The following is an 18,728-nucleotide window of genomic DNA, read 5'->3' on the forward strand; positions in this document are numbered from 1 at the left end:
CCTTTTCGTTTCACGTGTTCAAGATCATCGCCGCTCATGCGGCAGCTCGCGGATGCGCAGGAAGATCTCGACGCCGATGAACGCCAGCGCGAGCAGGATGACAATCGACATATTGAGCACGCGCGGAATTTGAAGCCATGCGCAGATCGTGACGTACACGCCGAACCACACGCTCTGCCGAAGGATGACGCCGCTTGGCGGCAGGTCGCGCGTCATCGGCGTGAAGCGCACGTTGACGTACCGGACAAACGGCAGCACCGTACAGCTCACGGCGACGCTGAGCAGCGCGAAAAACAGCCACAGCTGTCCGCCGATGCGCGGCGGCTGAGTCATGATCAACGCCGCTAGACCCGCCCACGCCAGCAGCCCGAGGATGAGCGCCGTCACCAGCATGCCGAGGTGATCGGGCGGAATCCGTTCGGTCAATGGAGGTTCAGGGGGCAGTCGACTCATGGGGCGAAGTATAGCATCTCGTAAACTGCGGTACATTGGCAGAGTTCAGCTTGCCAGCGCTCGTAAACTGTCATATCCTGCGAAACGATGCTAACCACCATCTTCACTTCCTTAAGGAGACCCACAAATGACGTTCAAGCGAATCGCAGTCCTGCTGGTGCTCGTACTAGTGGGTATGACGATATCGGCGCAAGACCTGACCGAGACGTTTAGTACCTCGGACGGGTCGCTGACAATCGGCTACCCATCGGACGCGCAGGTGCAAGAATTTGGACCGGGCATAGCGGCCGTGGCCGATCAGGACGAGACGTTCGCGTTTTTCATCTTCAACGGCCTCCTCCTCGGCAGTTTCGACCTGACTGGCGAAAGCGACCCGATTGCGGTGTTGGCGACCTTCGACATCAATGTCGAACGGGTTGGCGATGACGAGCCGATCACGCTGGCGAATGGCAGCGGTACGTCAACGTTGGTCAACCTTGAGGGCATCGGTGAAGGGTATCTCGTGATTGTCGACACCGCGGTCGGGCCGGTGTTCGGGATCATCGCGGCCGAGGTCGGTACGGTGAACGATACGGTGCGTGATCTCGGCTTGGCGGTTATCGGCAGTGCCTCGATTACCGAGATCGACTTCGACTTGCCGGATGTCGACACCGACGAACTGGTCGTCGACGAATGCGCTGTCGCCGTCGCGGATATGCCGGAAGGCGTCGTGCAGTTCTGCGGCGGCGTTGAGGTCTCGCTGCCGGACGGCTGGTCGGCGGGCTTCGGCAGTGAAACCGTCGACACCTTCGTCGGCATCCAGACCGAAGATTTCTCGATCAGCGCGTCGATCAGCGTGAACGATGTCGGCGAGTACTACAACCCCGAGCTGTACTTCACAGATGTCGTCTCGTACATCGCTGAATCAGCCGGACACGCGGAATACGACCCGGCCGAGCATGCCGCTACGCTGGTGGACGAGAGCACGCTGACCATCCAGCTCTACGACCCGACGCAATACGTCGAGCTTGAAGAAGGCGAAGTCGCTCAGGCGGTCGGCATCGTCACGCTCAACCGCGACCTGTTCGTCACCATCACGTTCACGTGGGTGCCCAGCTCTGTGAGCGAAGACGTCGATGTGGCAATCGACACGATTCTGCGCTCCGTTACGCTTAACGACTCCTACACCGGCACGCCGGCGTTCGTCGTTCTGGACGGCGAGGCAGTCTTCGTCTACGACTCAGGCTGGACGGACAGCACGTACGGGTTCTCGTTCTCGGGTCAGGAATCGTACATCGTGAACTGCCCGGCCGAAGGCGCCGACCTGACCGCCGGCTTGGTTTGGGGCACCGACATCTATACCGACGACTCCTCGGTTTGTGTGGCGGCGGTTCACGCCGGCGTCCTCACGACCGACGGCGGCACGATCCGCGTCAACATGCTGGAGGGTCAGGAGAGCTACACCGGCAGCGAGCGCAACGGCGTCACCACCGAGGACTACGGTTCTTGGGGAGGCAGCTTCAGCGTCGAGGCCTTCACGACACCCGAATAGTGGGTGTCCGTTCGGCATCCGCGTCTTGTATGGTTTTGGGGGCGTCGTGCACGCCCCCATTTTGTTTGACACGGCCCTTTAGGAGTGATGCATGACGTTTCGACCGCTGTTCAAGAGCGCCCGCATCGCGCTGGTGGCGCAAGTGCCCGAAGACCGCGAGCTTTTCGCCGCGTGGTCGCACGACAGCGACTACCTGCGCAACCTCGACGACGACCCGATCCGGCCGATCAACCCGGCCGCAAACGAGGGCTGGGTCGGTCAGCCGACACAGCAGTTCGCCGAATCGCAGTCGTTCATGCTCGTCGCGCTGCCGGAGAACAAGCGCATCGGCTTTGTGGCGCTGTTCGACATCAAGTACCCGAACGCCGCCGCGATGTTCGCCATCGGCATCGGCGACCCGGACTACCGCGGCAAGGGCTACGGTCCGGAAGCCATCGGCCTGCTGCTCGATTACGCCTTCGACGAACTAGGTCTATACCGCGTCGGCCTGCGCGTAATGAGTTACAACGCCGCGGGTATCCGTGCTTACGAAAAGGTCGGGTTCAAGCTGGAAGGCACGGTCCGCCAGTCCGTCTGGCGCGAAGGCAAGCGCTGGGACATCCTGAACTACGGCATTTTGCGCGACGAGTGGATTGCAAAGCGCGATTGAACGGCAGACTAGTCCGGGTCGGCGCGCACCCGTTCGGTCACCCGCCCGATCTTCCAATCGGTCGGCGATACAACGTCGAAGAATTCGTGTTCGACATAGCGGTAGCTAAACGGGGGTGCAACGATGATGACCCAGCCCGACGAAAAGCCCTGTGCCTGAGCGACAAGCGTCAAGATGTCATCGTTGGTCTGCATTGAACCTGTTGCATAATCGCCCCAGTTCATACCCCCCTGATGCGCGGCGAACTGCTCGTAGGTCATGACATCGCGCAGCCTGTCCGGCGCCTGCGACACGTATCCCGGCGGAGGTGGCGAGAGATACATGACGCGGCGGGCATAGCGAATGCCGCCATCGAAGAAGCCGAGCGCGGACGGTGTTGGGGGAGCGTAGTTCTCCGCTAAGCGCCCTACCCCGGCAGCAACGGTGGCCTGCGGGACAATCTCAAGGGGCGCGTCCAGCAGTCCGGCCACCGACAGAAATCCGCCGCCGAACAGCGTGGCAAAGCCGATTACGCCAAAGGCGATTTGTGCCCCGGTCCGGCCCAGCAAACGCACCCACAGCTGCGAGCGGCGCATGGCAAACAGCCAGTCGCTGTTCATCACCGCCCCATAGAACAGCGCCAGCCCCGGCAAGAGCAGAATGAGACCAACAACTATGTACTGCCCGTTCACAGCGTGATCCTCCTCTTGGGTCGGGCACTTAGCCGGTCTTCGCCACCAGTGTCGTGGTAAGGCGAAGAAGCTCGATCACTGAATTCGTACACCGTTGGTGATATGCCCGAACTTCCAATCGGTGGGCGAGTTGACCTCGACGAATTCGAAATAGACATAGACTTCACCATTTGGCCGCCCGGTAGCGACCACCCACCCTGTTGAAAAGTCTGGCTCACGGGAGATCAGCGCGAGGATGTCGTCGTTGGTCGGCATTGTTCCGCCTGTGTTTTCGTAGTTGCCCCAATTTACCCCGTAACGATGGTTGGCGAACTGCTCGCGCGTGATTAACCGCTCGAAGCCCTGTGCCCCGCGAGGCGTGTAGTTCGGTGGGGGCGGCATCAGATACACGGTAAACGTCCGATACTGCACGACACCGTCGAAGAACCGCGGCTGATACGACGTCCCGAGCAGGCCGCTGGTGTCGACGTTCATCACACCGATCACCGCCAGAAACCCGCCGCCGAACAGCGCCGCGAAGCCGATCACGCCAAAGACGATCTGTGCTCCTGTGCGGCCCAGCAGCGCAACCCACAAGCGCGAACGGCGCATGGCAAACAGCCAATCGCTGTTCATCACCGCGCCGTAGAACAGGATCAGCCCTGCGCCCAACACCAGCAGCCCCGCAATCACGAACATCGTGTTCATCGGCCACCATCCCCTACAATTGGCTTTATACTGCAACTATATGCGCCTTAGGAGCGATTCAGCATGGAGAATACCGACCCTCTCAGCGTCATCTCCCGCTTTCACGACGCGTTCAACGCGCACGACGTCGACGCGATCATGGCGCTGATGACCGACGACTGCGTCTTCGAGAACACCAGCCCCGCGCCGGACGGAGAACGGTACGCTGGTCAGGCAGACGTGCGCGGGATGTGGGAACGGCTGTTCGCCGCCTCGCCCAACGCGCACTTCGAGGTCGAGGAGATGTTCGCCGGCGGCGACCGCGGCGTGATCCGCTGGCGTTATACGTGGGGCGGCGGGCACGTGCGCGGCGTCGACGTGATGCGCGTGCGAGACGGCAAGGTCGCAGAGAAATTCTCGTATGTGAAGGGGTGAGAATCAGGCATGACAGTGAATTGGGCGGAATTCGAAGGCGCGGCACCGGAACTGGCCGCGTTTGGCCGGGGCCGGCTTGCCGGGCGCGTAAGCTATCTGGCGACGGTGCGCGCGGATGGCGGGCCGCGTGTCCATCCGGTCACGCCGCAGGTCGGCGGCGGACGGCTGTACGTCTACATGGAGCCGACATCCCCGAAGGGCCATGACCTGCACCGCGATCCGCGTTTTGCGCTGCACGGCGGCGTCGAGGACAACGACGGCGGTGCGGGCGAGTTTATCGTCCATGGGCGGGCCGAGCTGATCACCGACCCGCACGTGCGCGCCGAATGCGACTCGCTGGCGTCATACACGCCGCGAGAACGGTACATCCTGTTCGAACTGCGGATCGAGCGCGCGCTCGGCACCACCTACAGCGACGACGGGCCGATCCGCAAGCAGTGGCGCAGCGAGTCGAAGTAGTCCTCGATCACTCCGGCACGTATGGAGCCTTCTCGCCAATGGCGCCGACAAAATCGCCCAGCCCGGTGTGGCCGAGCATCTGCCGGATCGCCAGTGCTTCCCCAATGTGAAACCAGTAGTGGTAGGTGACGCGGCGCATGCGCGTGCCGACGCTCTCTTTGTACGGCGCATATGGCGCGACACGCCGCAGCGTGTGGCTCTCCAACGCCGCGCTGTCGAGCGTATCGAGCCACGGGTCGGTCGCGTCAGTGACGCGCTTCCACGCGTCCCACATCGCGTCGATGTCGGGCGTCGAGGCCGGCTCGCCATAGCCGCACGCCTTGACCTCCGGCACCGGCGTCTCGCCGTTGGCGTGGGTCAGCCAGTAGAGCTGCTCCTGCCACGCGAGATGCCCGATGATCCAACTGATGCAGTTCATCGGGCCCATGCGCTTAATCGCGTCTTCCGCGCTGACCCCTTTGAGCGCACGCTGAAGCTCCGACCGCGTGAATCGAAGCTGTACGACGAGTGGATGCGGCATGGTCCGTCCCTCCGGATGCGACGTCGCAAAGGCCATTCGATCGTTGGGGCGCCTAGGCAAAGCCTCTGCACACGATCGGAACAGCAACATTAGAACCGGAGCCGGCGCGAAGTGCCAGAATTGGCGCTAATCGTTAAAGACGTCGATGCGCACACGGTCTTCGGGCACATGAAGCTCGCGCAGGATCGTACGCACGGCGGACACGGCGGAACGAACCGAGTCGCCCTCCCTCACGATGAACGCGACATCCATCCAGCCCTCGCCGGAACCGCTGCCGTACCAGTCGCCGATGCCGCGTTCTTCGATGGCGTTCTCGATCTCGTATCGCAGCTCGTGATCGGCGTCAGTGACAAGCCCGTCGTCACCGAGCTTGATGTTGACCCAGATCGAGGGCCGGACATCCCCTTCTTCATCGTCTAGGGGCGGCGCGTCGGCAGCGATCTCGGATTCATCAACGTCCACATACGGCTCGTCTACATAGGGAACATCTTCGTAGACGACGTCTTCGCCGTACACCGCTTCGAGGGGTTCAGCACGGCGGGAAGGACCGCGCAGCAGCCGGATGATCCACGCAAACGGGTTCCACATCGCCTTGCTCTCAGTCGCCGCGCCCCGGATGGATCGGCACAACGCGGCGTGTTTGACGCGCCATGTCGGCGACCTCGTCGATCAGGTTGACGAGGCCCATGAAGAAGGCGCGATACAACGCGCGGAATTGATCGCCGTCGATCGTCTCTAGCACCCAGTGGACCTGTGCCTGAATCACGTCGTAGTCGCCTGTATCGTACAGCGCCAAGCCAATGCGCCCCATCGTTGAGTCTTCGGCCTGCAAGCGCATTAGCGCCTCGAAGAAACCGGCGTCCGGAGTCTGTTCGAGCGCAGCGACAGGCGACGACAGTGTGAACGCATCCTCCGTCTCGGCGAGTCGGACATCGACCACAAGCTGGTGATCGTGCAGGACGGTGAGTTCCGGCGGCACCTTGACGACGAAACGCGACATGCCTTCGTCGTTGACCGGCGGGATCTCATATCGGATTTCCGGCCCGAACCCGGCAAGAACAGCGTTCAAGTCCTCACGTAAGGCCATAACGGCTCGCCCTCCGGCGCGATTGTTGCAGATACACGCGCATCACTATCTATTCCTGATGTCTTGGGCGATCGCCGTGCCGACGGCTTTCGAGTAGTTCTTGCTAAATCCGTGACCGGCGAGCTTGCCGACGCTCTTTGCGCCGCTGATCAGCTTGGTGTACGAGCCGACCGTCATGCTCACGAAGTCCAAGCCGCCGACAAACAGCGTCGGCTTGAGTGCAGACGAGGGGTACTGCACGGCGTTGCCGGCATAAATGAGCTGGATATACCGATCCATGACCTGCTTGGCCTCTTGTTCGGCCATCCGGTACAGCTCCATCTCAGCCATTTCCTTAGGCCCGATGCCGATGCCGGTATCGGCGCCCTCCCACTTCTTGACCAGCGCGTTGTAGTGCTGCTTGCGCAGCGACGGCAAGAGGTCTCGCGTCGTCTTCTTGTGCACTTTGCGAACCGCGTTGTCGGTCTTGATCGTGCCGCGGCTGTGGGCGGACACGGTGGTGCGTTTCTTGCGGGTGATCGCGTCCAGCATGATCTCGACCTGCTTGCCGGTCGCCCGATCGTTGACGCGCACCTTTCCCTTGATGCAGTCCCACAAGTCGCTGACGAGGCCGCCGCGCTGTGCGCTGTAGGTGTACAGCACATCAATGGCGCTCTGATCGAAAGCGGAATCGGTCGCGCTGCCCATCGCATCGTTCACGGCATCGAGCAGCGCAACCGCGCTGTTGAGGCCAGACTGAGGCGCAACCGCCATCCCATTGATATGGGTCACCGACGGATACCAGTTGCCCAGCGAGACGGGCACATCGTACTGCCTGATGATCGGGCGCTTGCCGTTGAAACCGGTGACTTCGCCGGTCGCGAAGTACACGACTTGGCCGTTCGGTTTTTGCGTGCGCTCGACAACCTCGATCTTGCGGTCGGTCTTGCCGCCCGATACGCGGAACTGGGTGGAGTCCAGATCGCTGAAGTCTTTGCCCTTGCGCTGAAGCGCCTTCGTCGGCGCGGGCTGTATGCGCTGTGTGGCGACTATGCGCGCGGTGGCCCGATTGCCGATCAGCCGTTGAAGCTGAACCACCTCGCGCCCCTGCAACTGGAGGCCAATCTGAGGCGTCACCCCGGCGTCGAACCGTGAGAGACCGTTCTTAATGCTGATTTTGGGCGCGTTTGCGCGGTTTGCGCGCTCACGCGCAGTTCGATCAGGCATGTGTCTTACTCCGTTGACACCGTTGCTTCGTAGCATAGTTGATAGGCGGCAAAATGGCAAAACAACGCTTCTCAGCAGACGGATTGGCTCTATCCACCGGCGCGTCTTGTTCGTTAGCCGATTGCGACGGTTCCCATAAAATGACACAATAGAGGCAAAGGGAAACGCGCCTGCCGGAGTAGGCAGGTCAAGGAAAGGCCGCCGAATGAAGCTCGCCATTGCCAGCGACCACGCTGGATACGCCCTCAAAGCACACATCGTCGCCTATCTGGCCGCCAATGGTCATCACGTGATCGACCTCGGCGTGCAGACCGACGCCGTGCGCGCCGACTACCCCGATACCGCCGCCGCTGTCGCGCATGCCGTCCTCGACGGCTTCGCCGAACGCGGCATCGTGGTATGCGGAAGCGGTGTAGGGGCGTGCATAGCGGCCAATAAGTTCAACGGGATCTACGCGTCCATCGCCCATGACACGTACAGCGCCGCACAAGGCGTTGAGCACGACCGGATGAACGTGCTGTGCTTGGGCGGTCGCATTGTCGGCCCGGCGTTGGCCGAACAACTCATCGAAGCCTTCGTACGGGCGCAGCCCAACCCGGACTCGCGGTATGAACGTCGTTTCGAAAAGCTGCAGGCCATCGAACGCGGCCACCTCAACACTCAATAATCCTGCACTACTTAGAGGAGACATCATGAGCAACCCACCGGTAGATGTTCAGGCACTTGGTCAAAGCATTTGGGTGGACAACATTCGCCGTAAATTGCTGCACGACGGCACCTATCAGTCGTACATTGACCAGATGGGCGTCGTCGGCGTGACGTCTAACCCGACTATCTTCCAGAAGGCGATCGGCGGCAGCGACGACTACGACGCTGACATCGCCGCCAATCCTGAACTCGAGATTGTCGAGTTATATGAGAAGCTGGCGATTGACGATATCCGCACCGCAGCCGATCTGTTCAAGCCGGTGTTCGACCGCACCGAAGGCCGCGACGGCTACGTTAGCCTCGAGGTTTCGCCGCACCTCGCGAACGACACCGTCGGCACGCTGGCCGACGCCAAACGTCTGTTCGCGGAGGTCAACCGGCCCAACGTGATGATCAAGATTCCGGCCACGCCCGCCGGCATCCCGGCTATCGAAGAGGCGATCTACGCCGGAATCAACATCAACGTCACACTGCTGTTCGCCGTATCGGCGTACGTGCGCGCCGCCGAGGCCTACATACGCGGGCTGGAACGGCGTTTGGCCGAAGGTCTACCGGTCAGCGGTATCGCCTCGGTCGCCAGCTTCTTCGTCAGCCGTATCGACACAATGGTCGACAAGATGCTCGACGGCAACGTGCGCGCCGCCCAGGCCCGCGACCTGGACCGCGTGACGCTCAACAGCAAACTGCTCGGCAAAACGGCCATCGCCAACGCCAAGGCCGCCTACATGGAGTTCCGCCGCCTGTTTGAAGGCGACCGCTTCAAGCCGCTGCGCGAGGCCGGCGCGTGGGTTCAGCGCCCCTTGTGGGCCTCGACCAGCACCAAGAACCCGGCCTACCCCGACACGATGTACGTCGACGCGCTGATCGGCCCGCATACGGTCAACACACTGCCGCCCGATACCTTGGCGGCGTTCGCCGACCACGGTACCGCCAGTGAGACGCTGACCCAAGACCTCGACAGCGCGCACGACACGCTGAACCAGCTCAAAGAGGCCGGGATCGACTTCAACCAGATCACCCATCAGCTGCTCGAAGATGGTGTCGACTCGTTCGCCGAGTCGTTCGAGGCGTTGATCCAGCAGCTCGACGCCAAACGCGCAGTGTTGATCAGCGGCGTCATCGGCAGCCAAAACGTAGCGCTGGGCATGTATGCCGAAGACTTCCGCGCGATCGTCAAGCAACTCGATCACGAGTTTATCGCCGGCCGCATTTGGAACAAGGACGGCAGTGTCTGGAAGAACCACGCCCCGACGATCACCAAGATCGAGAATCGGCTCGGTTGGCTCGACGTCGACAAGACAATCGACCTCGGCCGCCTCAAGTCGTTCCAAAGCAGCGTCAAGGACAAGTACACCGGCGCCGTCGTGCTCGGCATGGGAGGCAGCAGCCTCGCGCCTGAAGTACTGGCTACCACGTTCGGGAGTTCGACCGGGTTCCCCAAACTCTACGTGCTAGACAGCACCAATCCCGACCAGATCGCCGCGCTGGAAGCCAAGCTGGACATGCCCACGACGCTGTTTATCGTGAGCAGCAAGTCCGGCACGACCATCGAGACGCAGGCATTCTTCAACTACTTCTACTACCGCACCGGGCAGAACGGTAAGCAGTTTGTCGCGATCACCGACCCGGACACCACGCTGGCCGAGGAAGCGCGTGCCAAAGGCTTCCTCGACGTGTTCGAAAATCCGGCCGACATCGGCGGGCGCTACAGTGCGCTCAGCTACTTCGGACTGGTGCCAGCAGCGGTCATCGGCCTCGATCTCGATCGGCTGTGGGGCAGCGCCACCGAAATGATGCGGGCGTGCGGTCCGGGCATCATCATTAATCAGAACCCGGCGGCCTATCTCGGTGCGCTGATGGGCATTCTTGCGACGAAAGGCCGCGATAAGGTCGCCATCTTCACCAGCCCGAGCATCGCCGCGTTTGGCAGTTGGGCCGAGCAGCTCATCGCCGAAAGCACCGGCAAGGAAGGCAAGGGTATCGTTCCGGTGGTCGGCTCGACCGTCGGTATGCCGCACGATTACGCTAGCGATCGACTGTTCATCTACATCAAGGTGAAAGACGACCCGGCTAATGCTGTGATGGACGCCCAGATCCGTGCACTACGCGAAGCGGGTCACCCGCGCCTGACGCTGGTCGTCAAGGATTGCTATGCGCTCGGGGGCGAATTCTTCCGTTGGGAATACGCGACCGCCGTAGCCGGGAAGATTCTCGCAGTCAACCCGTTCGACGAACCGAACGTCACTGAAAGCAAGCAGAATACGGCACGGCTGCTCGAACATTTCAAGGACTACGGCACACTCCCGTCGCCCGTACCGATTGCCGAGAAGCACGGTGTCCATCTGTATGCCGATCACCATTCGATCGGCATCATCCGCGAGCTGAGCAGCCAGCACAATTTCGATCGTACCGATATGGTACAACTGATCGCGGCGCACTTCGCAGGCACGATGGCCGGCGATTACTTCGCCTTGCTCGCCTACCTGCCGACCACGCCGGAAACCGACAAGGCCATGGCGGACGTGCGTCGGCGCCTGCGACACATCACCAAGCGCGCGGTGACGGGCGGTTACGGGCCGCGCTACCTGCACAGCACCGGACAGCTTCACAAGGGCGGCCCGAACAACGGCGTGTTTGTGCTGCTGACCGCCGACTACGAGCGCGATCTGGAGATCCCGGACATGCCGTTCAGCTTCTCGACGCTCAATATGGCGCAGGCCAGCGGCGACTTCGAGGCCCTCGATGCCCATAAGTGCCGCGCAATTCGCCTGCACCTCGGCAGTCGCGGGGCCGAAGGCTTCGATGTCCTGAACCATGCGCTCGATCTGCTCGAGGAGCGCCGCCGCTAACGTGGCAGAGGCGGCGCCTCCGCACCTCCAGCCGAACCGCACCCCCGCCTTCCTTTGCTCGACACCCCCTCTCCAAGTTGGAGAGGGGGCCGGGAGGTGATGTTGGAATCCAGAGGGCGAAAACCTGTTTGCAGGTCTTGGTGCAGCGCCCCGAACGATATTGGTCATTGATGATTGGAGTGGGTCTTGAAAGCAATCTGGATTGAGTCGTTGGGCGGCCCGCAGGTCATGCAGGTCATCGACATGCCGATCCCCGACCCCGGCCGCAAAGAGGTACGCATCAAGGTTGAGTCGGTCGGCCTCAACTACTCTGACATCATGATTCGCGAAGGCCGCTACCTGCAACGCACTGAGCTTCCGCAGGTGCTCGGCCGTGAGCTGGCAGGCGTAGTCGACGCCGTTGGGCCGGAGGTCACGCGCGTGCAGCCCGGCCAGCGCGTCTACGCGACGATCGGTGCCGGCGCGCTGGCGGAGTACTGCATCGCGCATCAGGGCGCTGTGTCCCCGCTGCCGGACGCCATGACGTCCGACCTCGCCGTGGCGTTGATCGTTCAAGGTCTGACGGCGTTGCACTGTCTGGACACACACGGCGGCCTGAAACCCGGCGAAACGGTGCTGATCCACGCGGCGGCGGGCGGTGTAGGCACACTGGCAATCCAAATGGCGCGGCACTTGGGCGCGGGCAAGATTATCGGCACCGCATCCAACGATACCAAGTGCGACACGATCATCGGCCTCGGCGCGGACGCCGTAAACTACGGCGCCGACAATTGGGTCGAGGATGTCCTTCGGCTCACCGACGGCCGAGGCGCGGACTTGATTCTTGAGTCGGTCGGCGGCGACGTGTTTTGGCGAAGCTATCGTGACCTGTTGGCATTTGCCGGGCGAATCGTCGTCCTTGGTATCGCGAGTACCGAGGTCAACGAAATCCGCACCAGTGAAATCCTGCGCCGGAATAAAACGATCGTGGGCTACTTCCTGAGCGAGTACTTCGAAAAGGCGCGCGACCGGGTAGTACAAGATACAATGCGCGTGCTTGAGATGGTGCTCTCGGGTGCGGTCAAACCGGTCATCGACACGCCTTTTCCGCTTGAAAACGCCGTCGATGCGTTCAATCACATGCAGAACCGCAAAAACATAGGTAAAGTCATCATCAAACCGTAACGGGCATGCGCTTACCTAGGGGGATGTGGACATGAGAAAAAGAGAACGCCGCTACATTTTTCTACGCCTCGTGGCACTGCTGCTGATTATCCTCGGAATCGTGGCGGCTCTGGCCGGCATCTTCTTCGGATCGGTGCTGATCATTCGGCCCAGCCTGCTCCTAGGCGATCTGGCAGACGCATCCCTGCGTAATACCTACACGCTGACCGGCGCGCTTGTCATCATTGGGGGTCTGGTCGGTGGCTTGGTGTTGGCGGCGATGGGCCAGTTCTATCAGGTGATGCTCGAACTCCTCGCCGCTAACCGGACGCAGGGCAAGGCGCTCACCTACATGGCGAAGAACCAGTAGATCAGTTAGCAGGAGCAAGACAAAATGACTGCCATTTCGTTCACGTGGCTGGGCCACTCCACGTTTCTCTTTGATTTCGATGGCCACAAACTACTCGTCGACCCGTTTTTGACTGGCAATCCTGCAGCCCCGACATCAGCATCCGAGCTACCAGCCGACCTGATCGTCGTCAGTCACGGCCACGGCGATCACGTGACCGATGTCGTCTCGATCGCCAATCGTACCGGGGCCAAAGTCCTCAGCAACGTCGAGGTTGGCGGGTGGTTCGACAAGCATGGGCTGAACAAAGGGCATTCGGTCGGCATGAACACCGGTGGCACGTTCGACGCCGGATTCGTCAAGGTGACCTTCGTGCAGGCGTTTCACTCATCCAGCATGCCCGATGGGAGCTACGGCGGAAACCCGCAGGGTTTTGTGTTGACCGCGCCCGATGGACGCCGCCTGTACTACTCCGGCGACACCGCGCTGTTCGGCGATATGGCGCTGTTCGGCGAAGACGGCCTCGCCGCGGCTTTCCTGTGTATCGGCGACCACTATACGATGGGTGTTCGTGACTCGGTACGGGCCACCAAGCTGCTCGCGCCCAAGTTCGTCGTGCCGATGCACTACAACACCTTCCCCACCATCGCGCAGGACGGCGATGCGTGGGCGGCTGAGATCAGGGCAAACACTGACGCGACGCCAATTGTCCTCAAGCCGGGCGAGAGTCACACGCTGGCCTAAATGAGCGCATCGCGCCTCAACGCCCCCTCACTGCGGACTGCCGAGGGGGCGTTTGCACGCTTTGAACAGCCGCTTGCGGCGAAAGTTGTAGCGGTTACGATCCTCGCGCTGTTCGTTTTGCTTGCGCTGAGCAGCGCGGTGGCGGTTCCGCTATTCGAAGCGTCCGACGAGGCCGCGCACTTCCTGTATGTCCACGCGCTTGCCGAGACCGGCGCGCTGCCGATCATCCCCTCGCGCGACGACCTCAATGCCGCGGCGGCCGCCGGGGACGTCGTCTCGCAGTGGTCGGTCGAGTCGCATCAGCCGCCGCTGTACTACACACTTGCCGCCGTGCTAATCGCCGCCACCGATCGCTCGGACATCGCCAGCCTGCTGCGCTCCAACGATCTCGTGTTTACGTGGGGGCTGCGGGCCGAAAACCACAACCAGTGGCTGCACGCACCGGGTATCACGCCCGACAAGACCGTCCGTGCGGTGTGGATCGCGCGGTTGTTCAGCCTCGCGCTCGCTTGCGGAACGCTGTGGTGCATCTATCGCACGGCGCACCTTGCTACAGGTTCGTCGGCAGTCGCTCTTGCGTCGATGCTGACGACCGCCAGCATCCCGACCTTCGCCGCTATCAGCGCCAGCGTCAACAACGACAACCTCGTCACGCTTTTGAGCGCGGCGGCGGTGTGGTGGACGCTGCGCATGCTGCGCTTCGGCCTACGCCGCTACGATTGGGCGGTGATCGCGCTGCTCATGTCGGCCATTGCGCTGACCAAGTTCACGGGCCTGGCAGTCGGCGTGGTCGTAGTCGCGGGGCTAGCATTTACGCTGCGACGCGGCACGATCACACGCGTGCAGGCCGTAATCGTGGTCGCGGCCATCGGCGGGGCGCTGGCGCTCAACGCCGGGTGGTGGTACCTGCGCAACCTCGAGCTGTACGGTGATCCGCTGGCGCTGGACGCCACGGCGGCGCTGTGGGGCCGCGCGTTCGCGGTCGAGAGGGAGTCGGGCGGGCTGATCGCGGAGACGCCGCGCATCTGGCAGTCGTTCTGGCTGATGATCGGGCATCTGCATCAGCCGGTCTACGGGCCGACATGGCTGTACCTCACGGTGTTTGGGCTGATGGGCCTCGCATTCCTGGGTTGGATCACCCACCTCCTTTCCTATACGCGGATTGCCGAGCCATCCGATGCACTGCGAGCACTTGTCCGCGATTGGACCTCGCCTCCGGTACTGCCCGTCCTGCTGCTCGCGGCGGTGCTGCCGATGGCGATGCTGGTGGTCGGCACCGGCTCGGTCGACATCTCGTATGGCCGGCTGTTGTTCCCCGGCTTGGTCGGTATGATCCCGCTGCTGGCATTGGGCTGGCGCGGGATCTTCGGCCGTTACGCGGTGCTGCTGACGCTGCCTCTGCTGGCGATGACCGCGCTGATGCCATATACCGTGATCCGTACGGCTTACCCTCGAATCGAATCCGTCGATGCTGTGCCTGCCAGCGCCGTTCCGTTGGGCATAACGGTCGAAGGCGGCAACCTGACCCTGCTCGGCTACGATCCGCTGCCGCGCACCATCGCGCGCGACGACGCTCCGTCGCTGACGCTGTACCTGACCGGCAGCGACGCGCGCAACCCGGCATTGACCGTCGCGTGGCTCAGCCCGCGCGGGGCGCAGAACCTCGGCCAGATCACCGTGTATCCCGGCATGGCGCCGACCGATGCGCTCGTAGACGGCGTGATCTATCGCGCCGACGTACCGACCGCGCCGCTGCTTTCGGACTGTGCAGGGTGTGACATCGGCACGGGCTTGCTTCGGCTTGAACTGAAATGGCAGACCGACGGCCTGACGACACTTCCGACGGTCGATGCCACCGGCACGGCGCGTCCGCTATTGATCGACGCCGGGGTACACGTCAGCACGGCGCCGCTGCCTGCGACCGTCCCGGCACCGGCCGATTTCGGCGGTGTCGTGTCGCTCGACGGGGCGCTACTGCACCGGACGGACGACACGCTGGACGTCTCGCTTGTGTGGCGCATCGAGTCCGCCCCGCCGCCGGACTTGACCGCAACAGTCCAGATCTTCGACGCGGACGGTGTATTCCTCACCAATGCCGACGGCGAGATCGACGGATATCCGGCGCGTGTGTGGATCCCCGGCTCGATCGTCTACGACGCGCGCACCGTCGCACTGCCTGCCGACCTGCCGCCGGGGCAGTACACGGTGGCGGTCGGGTGGTACACGCGCGGCGACCTCGCGCGACTGCCGGCTACCGCCGACTCTGTGCGCGACAACCTCGCCGTGATCGGGACGTTCGAGGTACGACCATGACCCTCCACCAACGCCTCGTCCTCGTGATTGCCGTCGGGCTGATTCTGCTCGCGGCAGGCGTCCGCTTCAGCGAGCTCGGCGCGCAGTCGCTGTGGAACGACGAAGGCAACAGTTACGGTCAATCGCTGCGTTCGCCTGCCGACATCGCGATCAACGCGGCTGCCGATATCCATCCCCCCGGCTACTATTGGCTGTTGGCCGGATGGCGCGTGCTAACTGGTGACAGCGAGTTCGCGCTGCGGTCGCTCTCGGCGCTGGCGAGCGTGTTGAGCACGGTGATGGCATACGCGCTCGGCAAGCGGCTGTACGGCGACACCGCCGGCCTTGCCGCGCTGGCTGTCGTCGCGGTGAACACGTTTAGCATCACGTATGCCCAGGAAGCGCGCATGTACGCGCTGCTCGCGCTGTTTGCCGCCGCGTCGACATGGGCGCTGATCGACGTCCTTACCGCGCCGCGCTGGCGTGGCGCGGTCGCGCTGGCCCTGACGACCGCTGGCGGTCTGTACACCAACTATGCCTTTGCCGGCGTACTGGCGACTCACGCTGTCTTCGGCCTGCTGTGGCTGGCGTGGGCGCTGTGGCACGGACACCGGACCGGCCGGGTCGTCTCGCGTGTCGCTGTCGGCTACGGAGTCGCAATCCTGTTGTACCTGCCGTGGCTGCGCATCGCCATGACCCAGATCGCCAACTGGGGCAGCACGGGCGATCCGGTGCCGCTCAGCGAAGCGCTGCCGGTCGCCTTCGGGTGGCTGACAGTCGGGCCGACGTATGCGACGGTCGGCGTGTCGGTCGGCGTAGTACTGCTGATGGCGCTCGGCCTGTATCACGTGCGGTCGCCCGCGTCCGACTCGCCTCCGCCGATCCCGCGCGCCCTGAAACTGGCACTGCCACCGCTGTGGGTCGTGCTGACAGTCGCCGGCTTTCTGGCGCTTGACCTGTTCCGGCCTGCCAACCTCAAGTTTCTGCTGCCAGCACAGATCGCGATGGCGCTGTGGATGGGGCGCGGCGCGTGGGTATTGTGGCACTTTCCGGCTACCCGTGACGACCCGCGCATCCAACGGCTCACGCGCGGCGTCGCCGTCCTGACCGTCTTCGCTATCGTGTGGGGCGCGCGCGGTGGCATCGGCGCGCTGCACACCGACCCGCAGTTTCAGCGTGACGACTACCGCGGGATCGCGCAGACCATCGCGGCAGACGGTCAGCCGAACGCCGCCGTCATCCTCAACGCGCCGGGCCAGATCGAAGTGTTCGGCTACTACGCGGCACGTTTCGGCCCGGGGTGGGAGCTGGTGCCGCTGCCGATTGGCCTGACGGTCGATGTGCAGGCGACACAGGACGCCGTGCGCGACCTGATCGCACGCCACGACCGCATCTATGCCGTATTGTGGGGTACCGACGAGCGCGACCCGCAGGCCGTGGTCGAGACCATGCTGAATACCGAAGCCTTCCCGATCGACGAGCGCTGGTTCGGCAGCGTGCGGCTCGCCCGTTACGTCACGCCGCAGCAGACGGGCCAAGCGCTCGACGTCGACGGCGTGTTCGCGTTCCCCGGCGGGCAGATCGCGCTGGCGTCGGCAGCGATCAGCGCGACCGACGTCGAACCCGGAGACGTGCTCAACCTCATGCTCGAATTTAGCGCCGACGCGGTCCCGCCAGCCAACTACAAGATCACCGTACAGCTACTCGATGCCAGCGGGGTATTGGTGGCGCAGCGCGACGCCGAGCCGGTCGCATATCAGCGCCCGACGACCACATGGACGCCCGGCGAGATCATCGTCGACCGCCACGCGCTGTTGATTCCGAACGATTTAACGCCGGCTCAGTATCGGCTTATGATCGGCTTCTACAATCCAGAGTATCCCGGCGAGCGACTCCCCGTCAACCCAGACGGCGACCTGCTCCTGCTTGCCGACATCAGCGTGTGCGACAGGGGAACAGACCCATGACCATTCTCGTCACCGGAGCCAACGGCTATCTCGGCAACAACATCGTGAAACAACTCGTCGCACAGGGCAAAAACGTGCGTGCCATGGTGCGCGACACTGATAAGACCGCCAAACGGCTTGGCGACGTGGCCTCGAAGATCGAGATCGTCAATGGTGACGTGCGTGAACGCGAGAAAATCAAGCCGTTGTTCGAGGACGTCAGCACGGTCATTCACCTCGTCGCCATCGCCATCGAGAAAGGCGGCACGACCTACGAAGACGTCAACTACCAAGGCACGATCAACGTCGTAGACGCGGCGGTGGCGGCAGGCGTTCAACGGTTCATCAACATGAGCCAGAACGGCGCAACGCCCGACTCGCCCTACCGCTTCTTGCGCAGCAAGGGGCGCGCGCAGGCGTACGTCGCCGAACATGCCCCGGCATGGACGGCCCTGCGTCCATCGGCGATCTTCGGCCCGCAAGACGAGTTCTTCAACACCTTCGCCCGCCTGCTCAAAGTCACGCCGATCGTGTTCCCGCTGGTCGGCGGCGGCAAAGCGCTGTTCCAGCCCGTGTCCGTCGATGATGTCGTCGAGGCCACGGTGCGCAGCGTGTCCGACGACAGTACCATCGGCAAGGAATTGGCGCTGGGCGGGCCGGAAGTGCTGACCCTCGGTGAGATCGAGAAACGCGTGATGCAAGCGGTCGGTGCACGGCGGATCATGGTGCCGGCGCCGGTTGGGCTGCTGCGCCCGGCCGTATGGGTGATGGAGCGCGTGCTGCCCGGCTCGCCGGTCACGACCAGCCTGCTCGACCTGCTGGCCGTGCCAAACACCATTGAGGACAACGCGCTAGTCAACCATTTCAAGATGGACCCGATCCCCTTTAGCGGCAAGAACCTCGCCTATCTGCGCGATAACACCTTCGGCGACACGTTGGCGAAGTTCTTTCGCAATGCGACCGTGAACTAGGCGGTAAAGATCAGAGATCAGGAGCTTGTCGTCAGGGCGGTGAGGCGGG

The 18,728-nt window shown here is 62.8% G+C and carries 19 protein-coding genes; 12 read left to right on the forward strand and 7 right to left on the reverse strand.

Going from position 1 to position 18,728, the window contains the following annotated elements:
• Positions 1-24: 24 nt before the first annotated feature.
• Positions 25-453: a hypothetical protein gene (locus IPM16_18920; protein ID MBK9125176.1), complete on the reverse strand. Its 429-nt coding sequence runs from the start codon at positions 451-453 to the stop codon at positions 25-27.
• Positions 454-580: 127 nt separating this feature from the next.
• Between IPM16_18920 and IPM16_18925 the strand changes: the two genes are divergently transcribed.
• Both IPM16_18925 and IPM16_18930 read left to right on the forward strand, forming a co-directional pair.
• A complete protein-coding gene (locus IPM16_18925; protein ID MBK9125177.1) occupies positions 581-1,984 on the forward strand; it encodes a hypothetical protein in 1,404 nt (467 codons plus the stop codon).
• A gap of 91 nt (positions 1,985-2,075) precedes the next feature.
• On the forward strand, positions 2,076-2,633 hold the full coding sequence (locus IPM16_18930) for a GNAT family N-acetyltransferase (protein MBK9125178.1): 558 nt from the start codon (positions 2,076-2,078) through the stop codon (positions 2,631-2,633).
• Positions 2,634-2,641: 8 nt separating this feature from the next.
• Here the strand turns inward: IPM16_18930 and IPM16_18935 are convergent, their stop codons facing one another.
• Both IPM16_18935 and IPM16_18940 read right to left on the reverse strand, forming a co-directional pair.
• Positions 2,642-3,304 (reverse strand): immunity 17 family protein, encoded by a 663-nt coding sequence (locus tag IPM16_18935; protein ID MBK9125179.1) that lies wholly within the window; start codon positions 3,302-3,304, stop codon positions 2,642-2,644.
• Between the two features lie 75 nt (positions 3,305-3,379).
• Positions 3,380-3,991 (reverse strand): immunity 17 family protein, encoded by a 612-nt coding sequence (locus IPM16_18940; GenBank protein ID MBK9125180.1) that lies wholly within the window; start codon positions 3,989-3,991, stop codon positions 3,380-3,382.
• 63 nt (positions 3,992-4,054) lie between these two features.
• On the opposite strand from IPM16_18940, the gene IPM16_18945 reads away from it, so the two are divergent.
• Positions 4,055-4,405, forward strand: a complete 351-nt coding sequence (locus IPM16_18945; protein ID MBK9125181.1) for a nuclear transport factor 2 family protein — start codon at positions 4,055-4,057, stop codon at positions 4,403-4,405.
• A gap of 9 nt (positions 4,406-4,414) precedes the next feature.
• Positions 4,415-4,864, forward strand: a complete 450-nt coding sequence (locus tag IPM16_18950) for a pyridoxamine 5'-phosphate oxidase family protein (GenBank protein ID MBK9125182.1) — start codon at positions 4,415-4,417, stop codon at positions 4,862-4,864.
• A gap of 7 nt (positions 4,865-4,871) precedes the next feature.
• On the opposite strand, the gene IPM16_18955 is transcribed toward IPM16_18950, so the two are convergent.
• From IPM16_18955 to IPM16_18970, 4 genes are all read right to left on the reverse strand, one after another.
• Entirely contained in the window at positions 4,872-5,384 is a 513-nt protein-coding gene (locus tag IPM16_18955) for a DinB family protein (protein MBK9125183.1), read from the reverse strand.
• A 126-nt stretch (positions 5,385-5,510) separates the two neighbouring features.
• A complete protein-coding gene (locus IPM16_18960; GenBank protein ID MBK9125184.1) occupies positions 5,511-5,972 on the reverse strand; it encodes a hypothetical protein in 462 nt (153 codons plus the stop codon).
• A gap of 10 nt (positions 5,973-5,982) precedes the next feature.
• Positions 5,983-6,471 carry a type III secretion system chaperone gene (locus IPM16_18965; GenBank protein ID MBK9125185.1) on the reverse strand — a complete coding sequence of 163 codons (489 nt, stop codon included), beginning with the start codon at positions 6,469-6,471 and terminating at the stop codon, positions 5,983-5,985.
• Between the two features lie 45 nt (positions 6,472-6,516).
• On the reverse strand, positions 6,517-7,677 hold the full coding sequence (locus IPM16_18970; GenBank protein ID MBK9125186.1) for a hypothetical protein: 1,161 nt from the start codon (positions 7,675-7,677) through the stop codon (positions 6,517-6,519).
• Between the two features lie 205 nt (positions 7,678-7,882).
• On the opposite strand from IPM16_18970, the gene IPM16_18975 reads away from it, so the two are divergent.
• From IPM16_18975 to IPM16_19010, 8 genes are all read left to right on the forward strand, one after another.
• Entirely contained in the window at positions 7,883-8,344 is a 462-nt protein-coding gene (locus tag IPM16_18975) for an RpiB/LacA/LacB family sugar-phosphate isomerase (protein MBK9125187.1), read from the forward strand.
• Positions 8,345-8,369: 25 nt separating this feature from the next.
• The gene (locus IPM16_18980; GenBank protein ID MBK9125188.1) at positions 8,370-11,234 is read left to right on the forward strand and encodes a bifunctional transaldolase/phosoglucose isomerase; all 2,865 of its coding nucleotides are present in this window, start codon (positions 8,370-8,372) and stop codon (positions 11,232-11,234) included.
• A 186-nt stretch (positions 11,235-11,420) separates the two neighbouring features.
• Positions 11,421-12,398, forward strand: coding sequence for an NADPH:quinone oxidoreductase family protein (locus tag IPM16_18985; GenBank protein MBK9125189.1), 978 nt, complete (start codon positions 11,421-11,423; stop codon positions 12,396-12,398).
• Positions 12,399-12,429: 31 nt separating this feature from the next.
• Entirely contained in the window at positions 12,430-12,747 is a 318-nt protein-coding gene (locus tag IPM16_18990; GenBank protein MBK9125190.1) for a hypothetical protein, read from the forward strand.
• A 24-nt stretch (positions 12,748-12,771) separates the two neighbouring features.
• Positions 12,772-13,470, forward strand: a complete 699-nt coding sequence (locus IPM16_18995) for a metal-dependent hydrolase (GenBank protein MBK9125191.1) — start codon at positions 12,772-12,774, stop codon at positions 13,468-13,470.
• A complete protein-coding gene (locus tag IPM16_19000; GenBank protein MBK9125192.1) occupies positions 13,471-15,783 on the forward strand; it encodes a glycosyltransferase family 39 protein in 2,313 nt (770 codons plus the stop codon).
• On the forward strand, positions 15,780-17,729 hold the full coding sequence (locus IPM16_19005) for a glycosyltransferase family 39 protein (protein ID MBK9125193.1): 1,950 nt from the start codon (positions 15,780-15,782) through the stop codon (positions 17,727-17,729). Before IPM16_19000 ends, IPM16_19005 begins: the two co-directional genes overlap by 4 nt.
• Complete coding sequence (locus tag IPM16_19010; GenBank protein ID MBK9125194.1) at positions 17,726-18,679, forward strand: complex I NDUFA9 subunit family protein; 954 nt, start codon at positions 17,726-17,728, stop codon at positions 18,677-18,679. Before IPM16_19005 ends, IPM16_19010 begins: the two co-directional genes overlap by 4 nt.
• Positions 18,680-18,728 lie beyond the last annotated feature (49 nt).

Origin of the sequence: Candidatus Flexicrinis affinis, assembly GCA_016716525.1 — a bacterium.
GTDB lineage: Bacteria > Chloroflexota > Anaerolineae > Aggregatilineales > Phototrophicaceae > Flexicrinis > Flexicrinis affinis.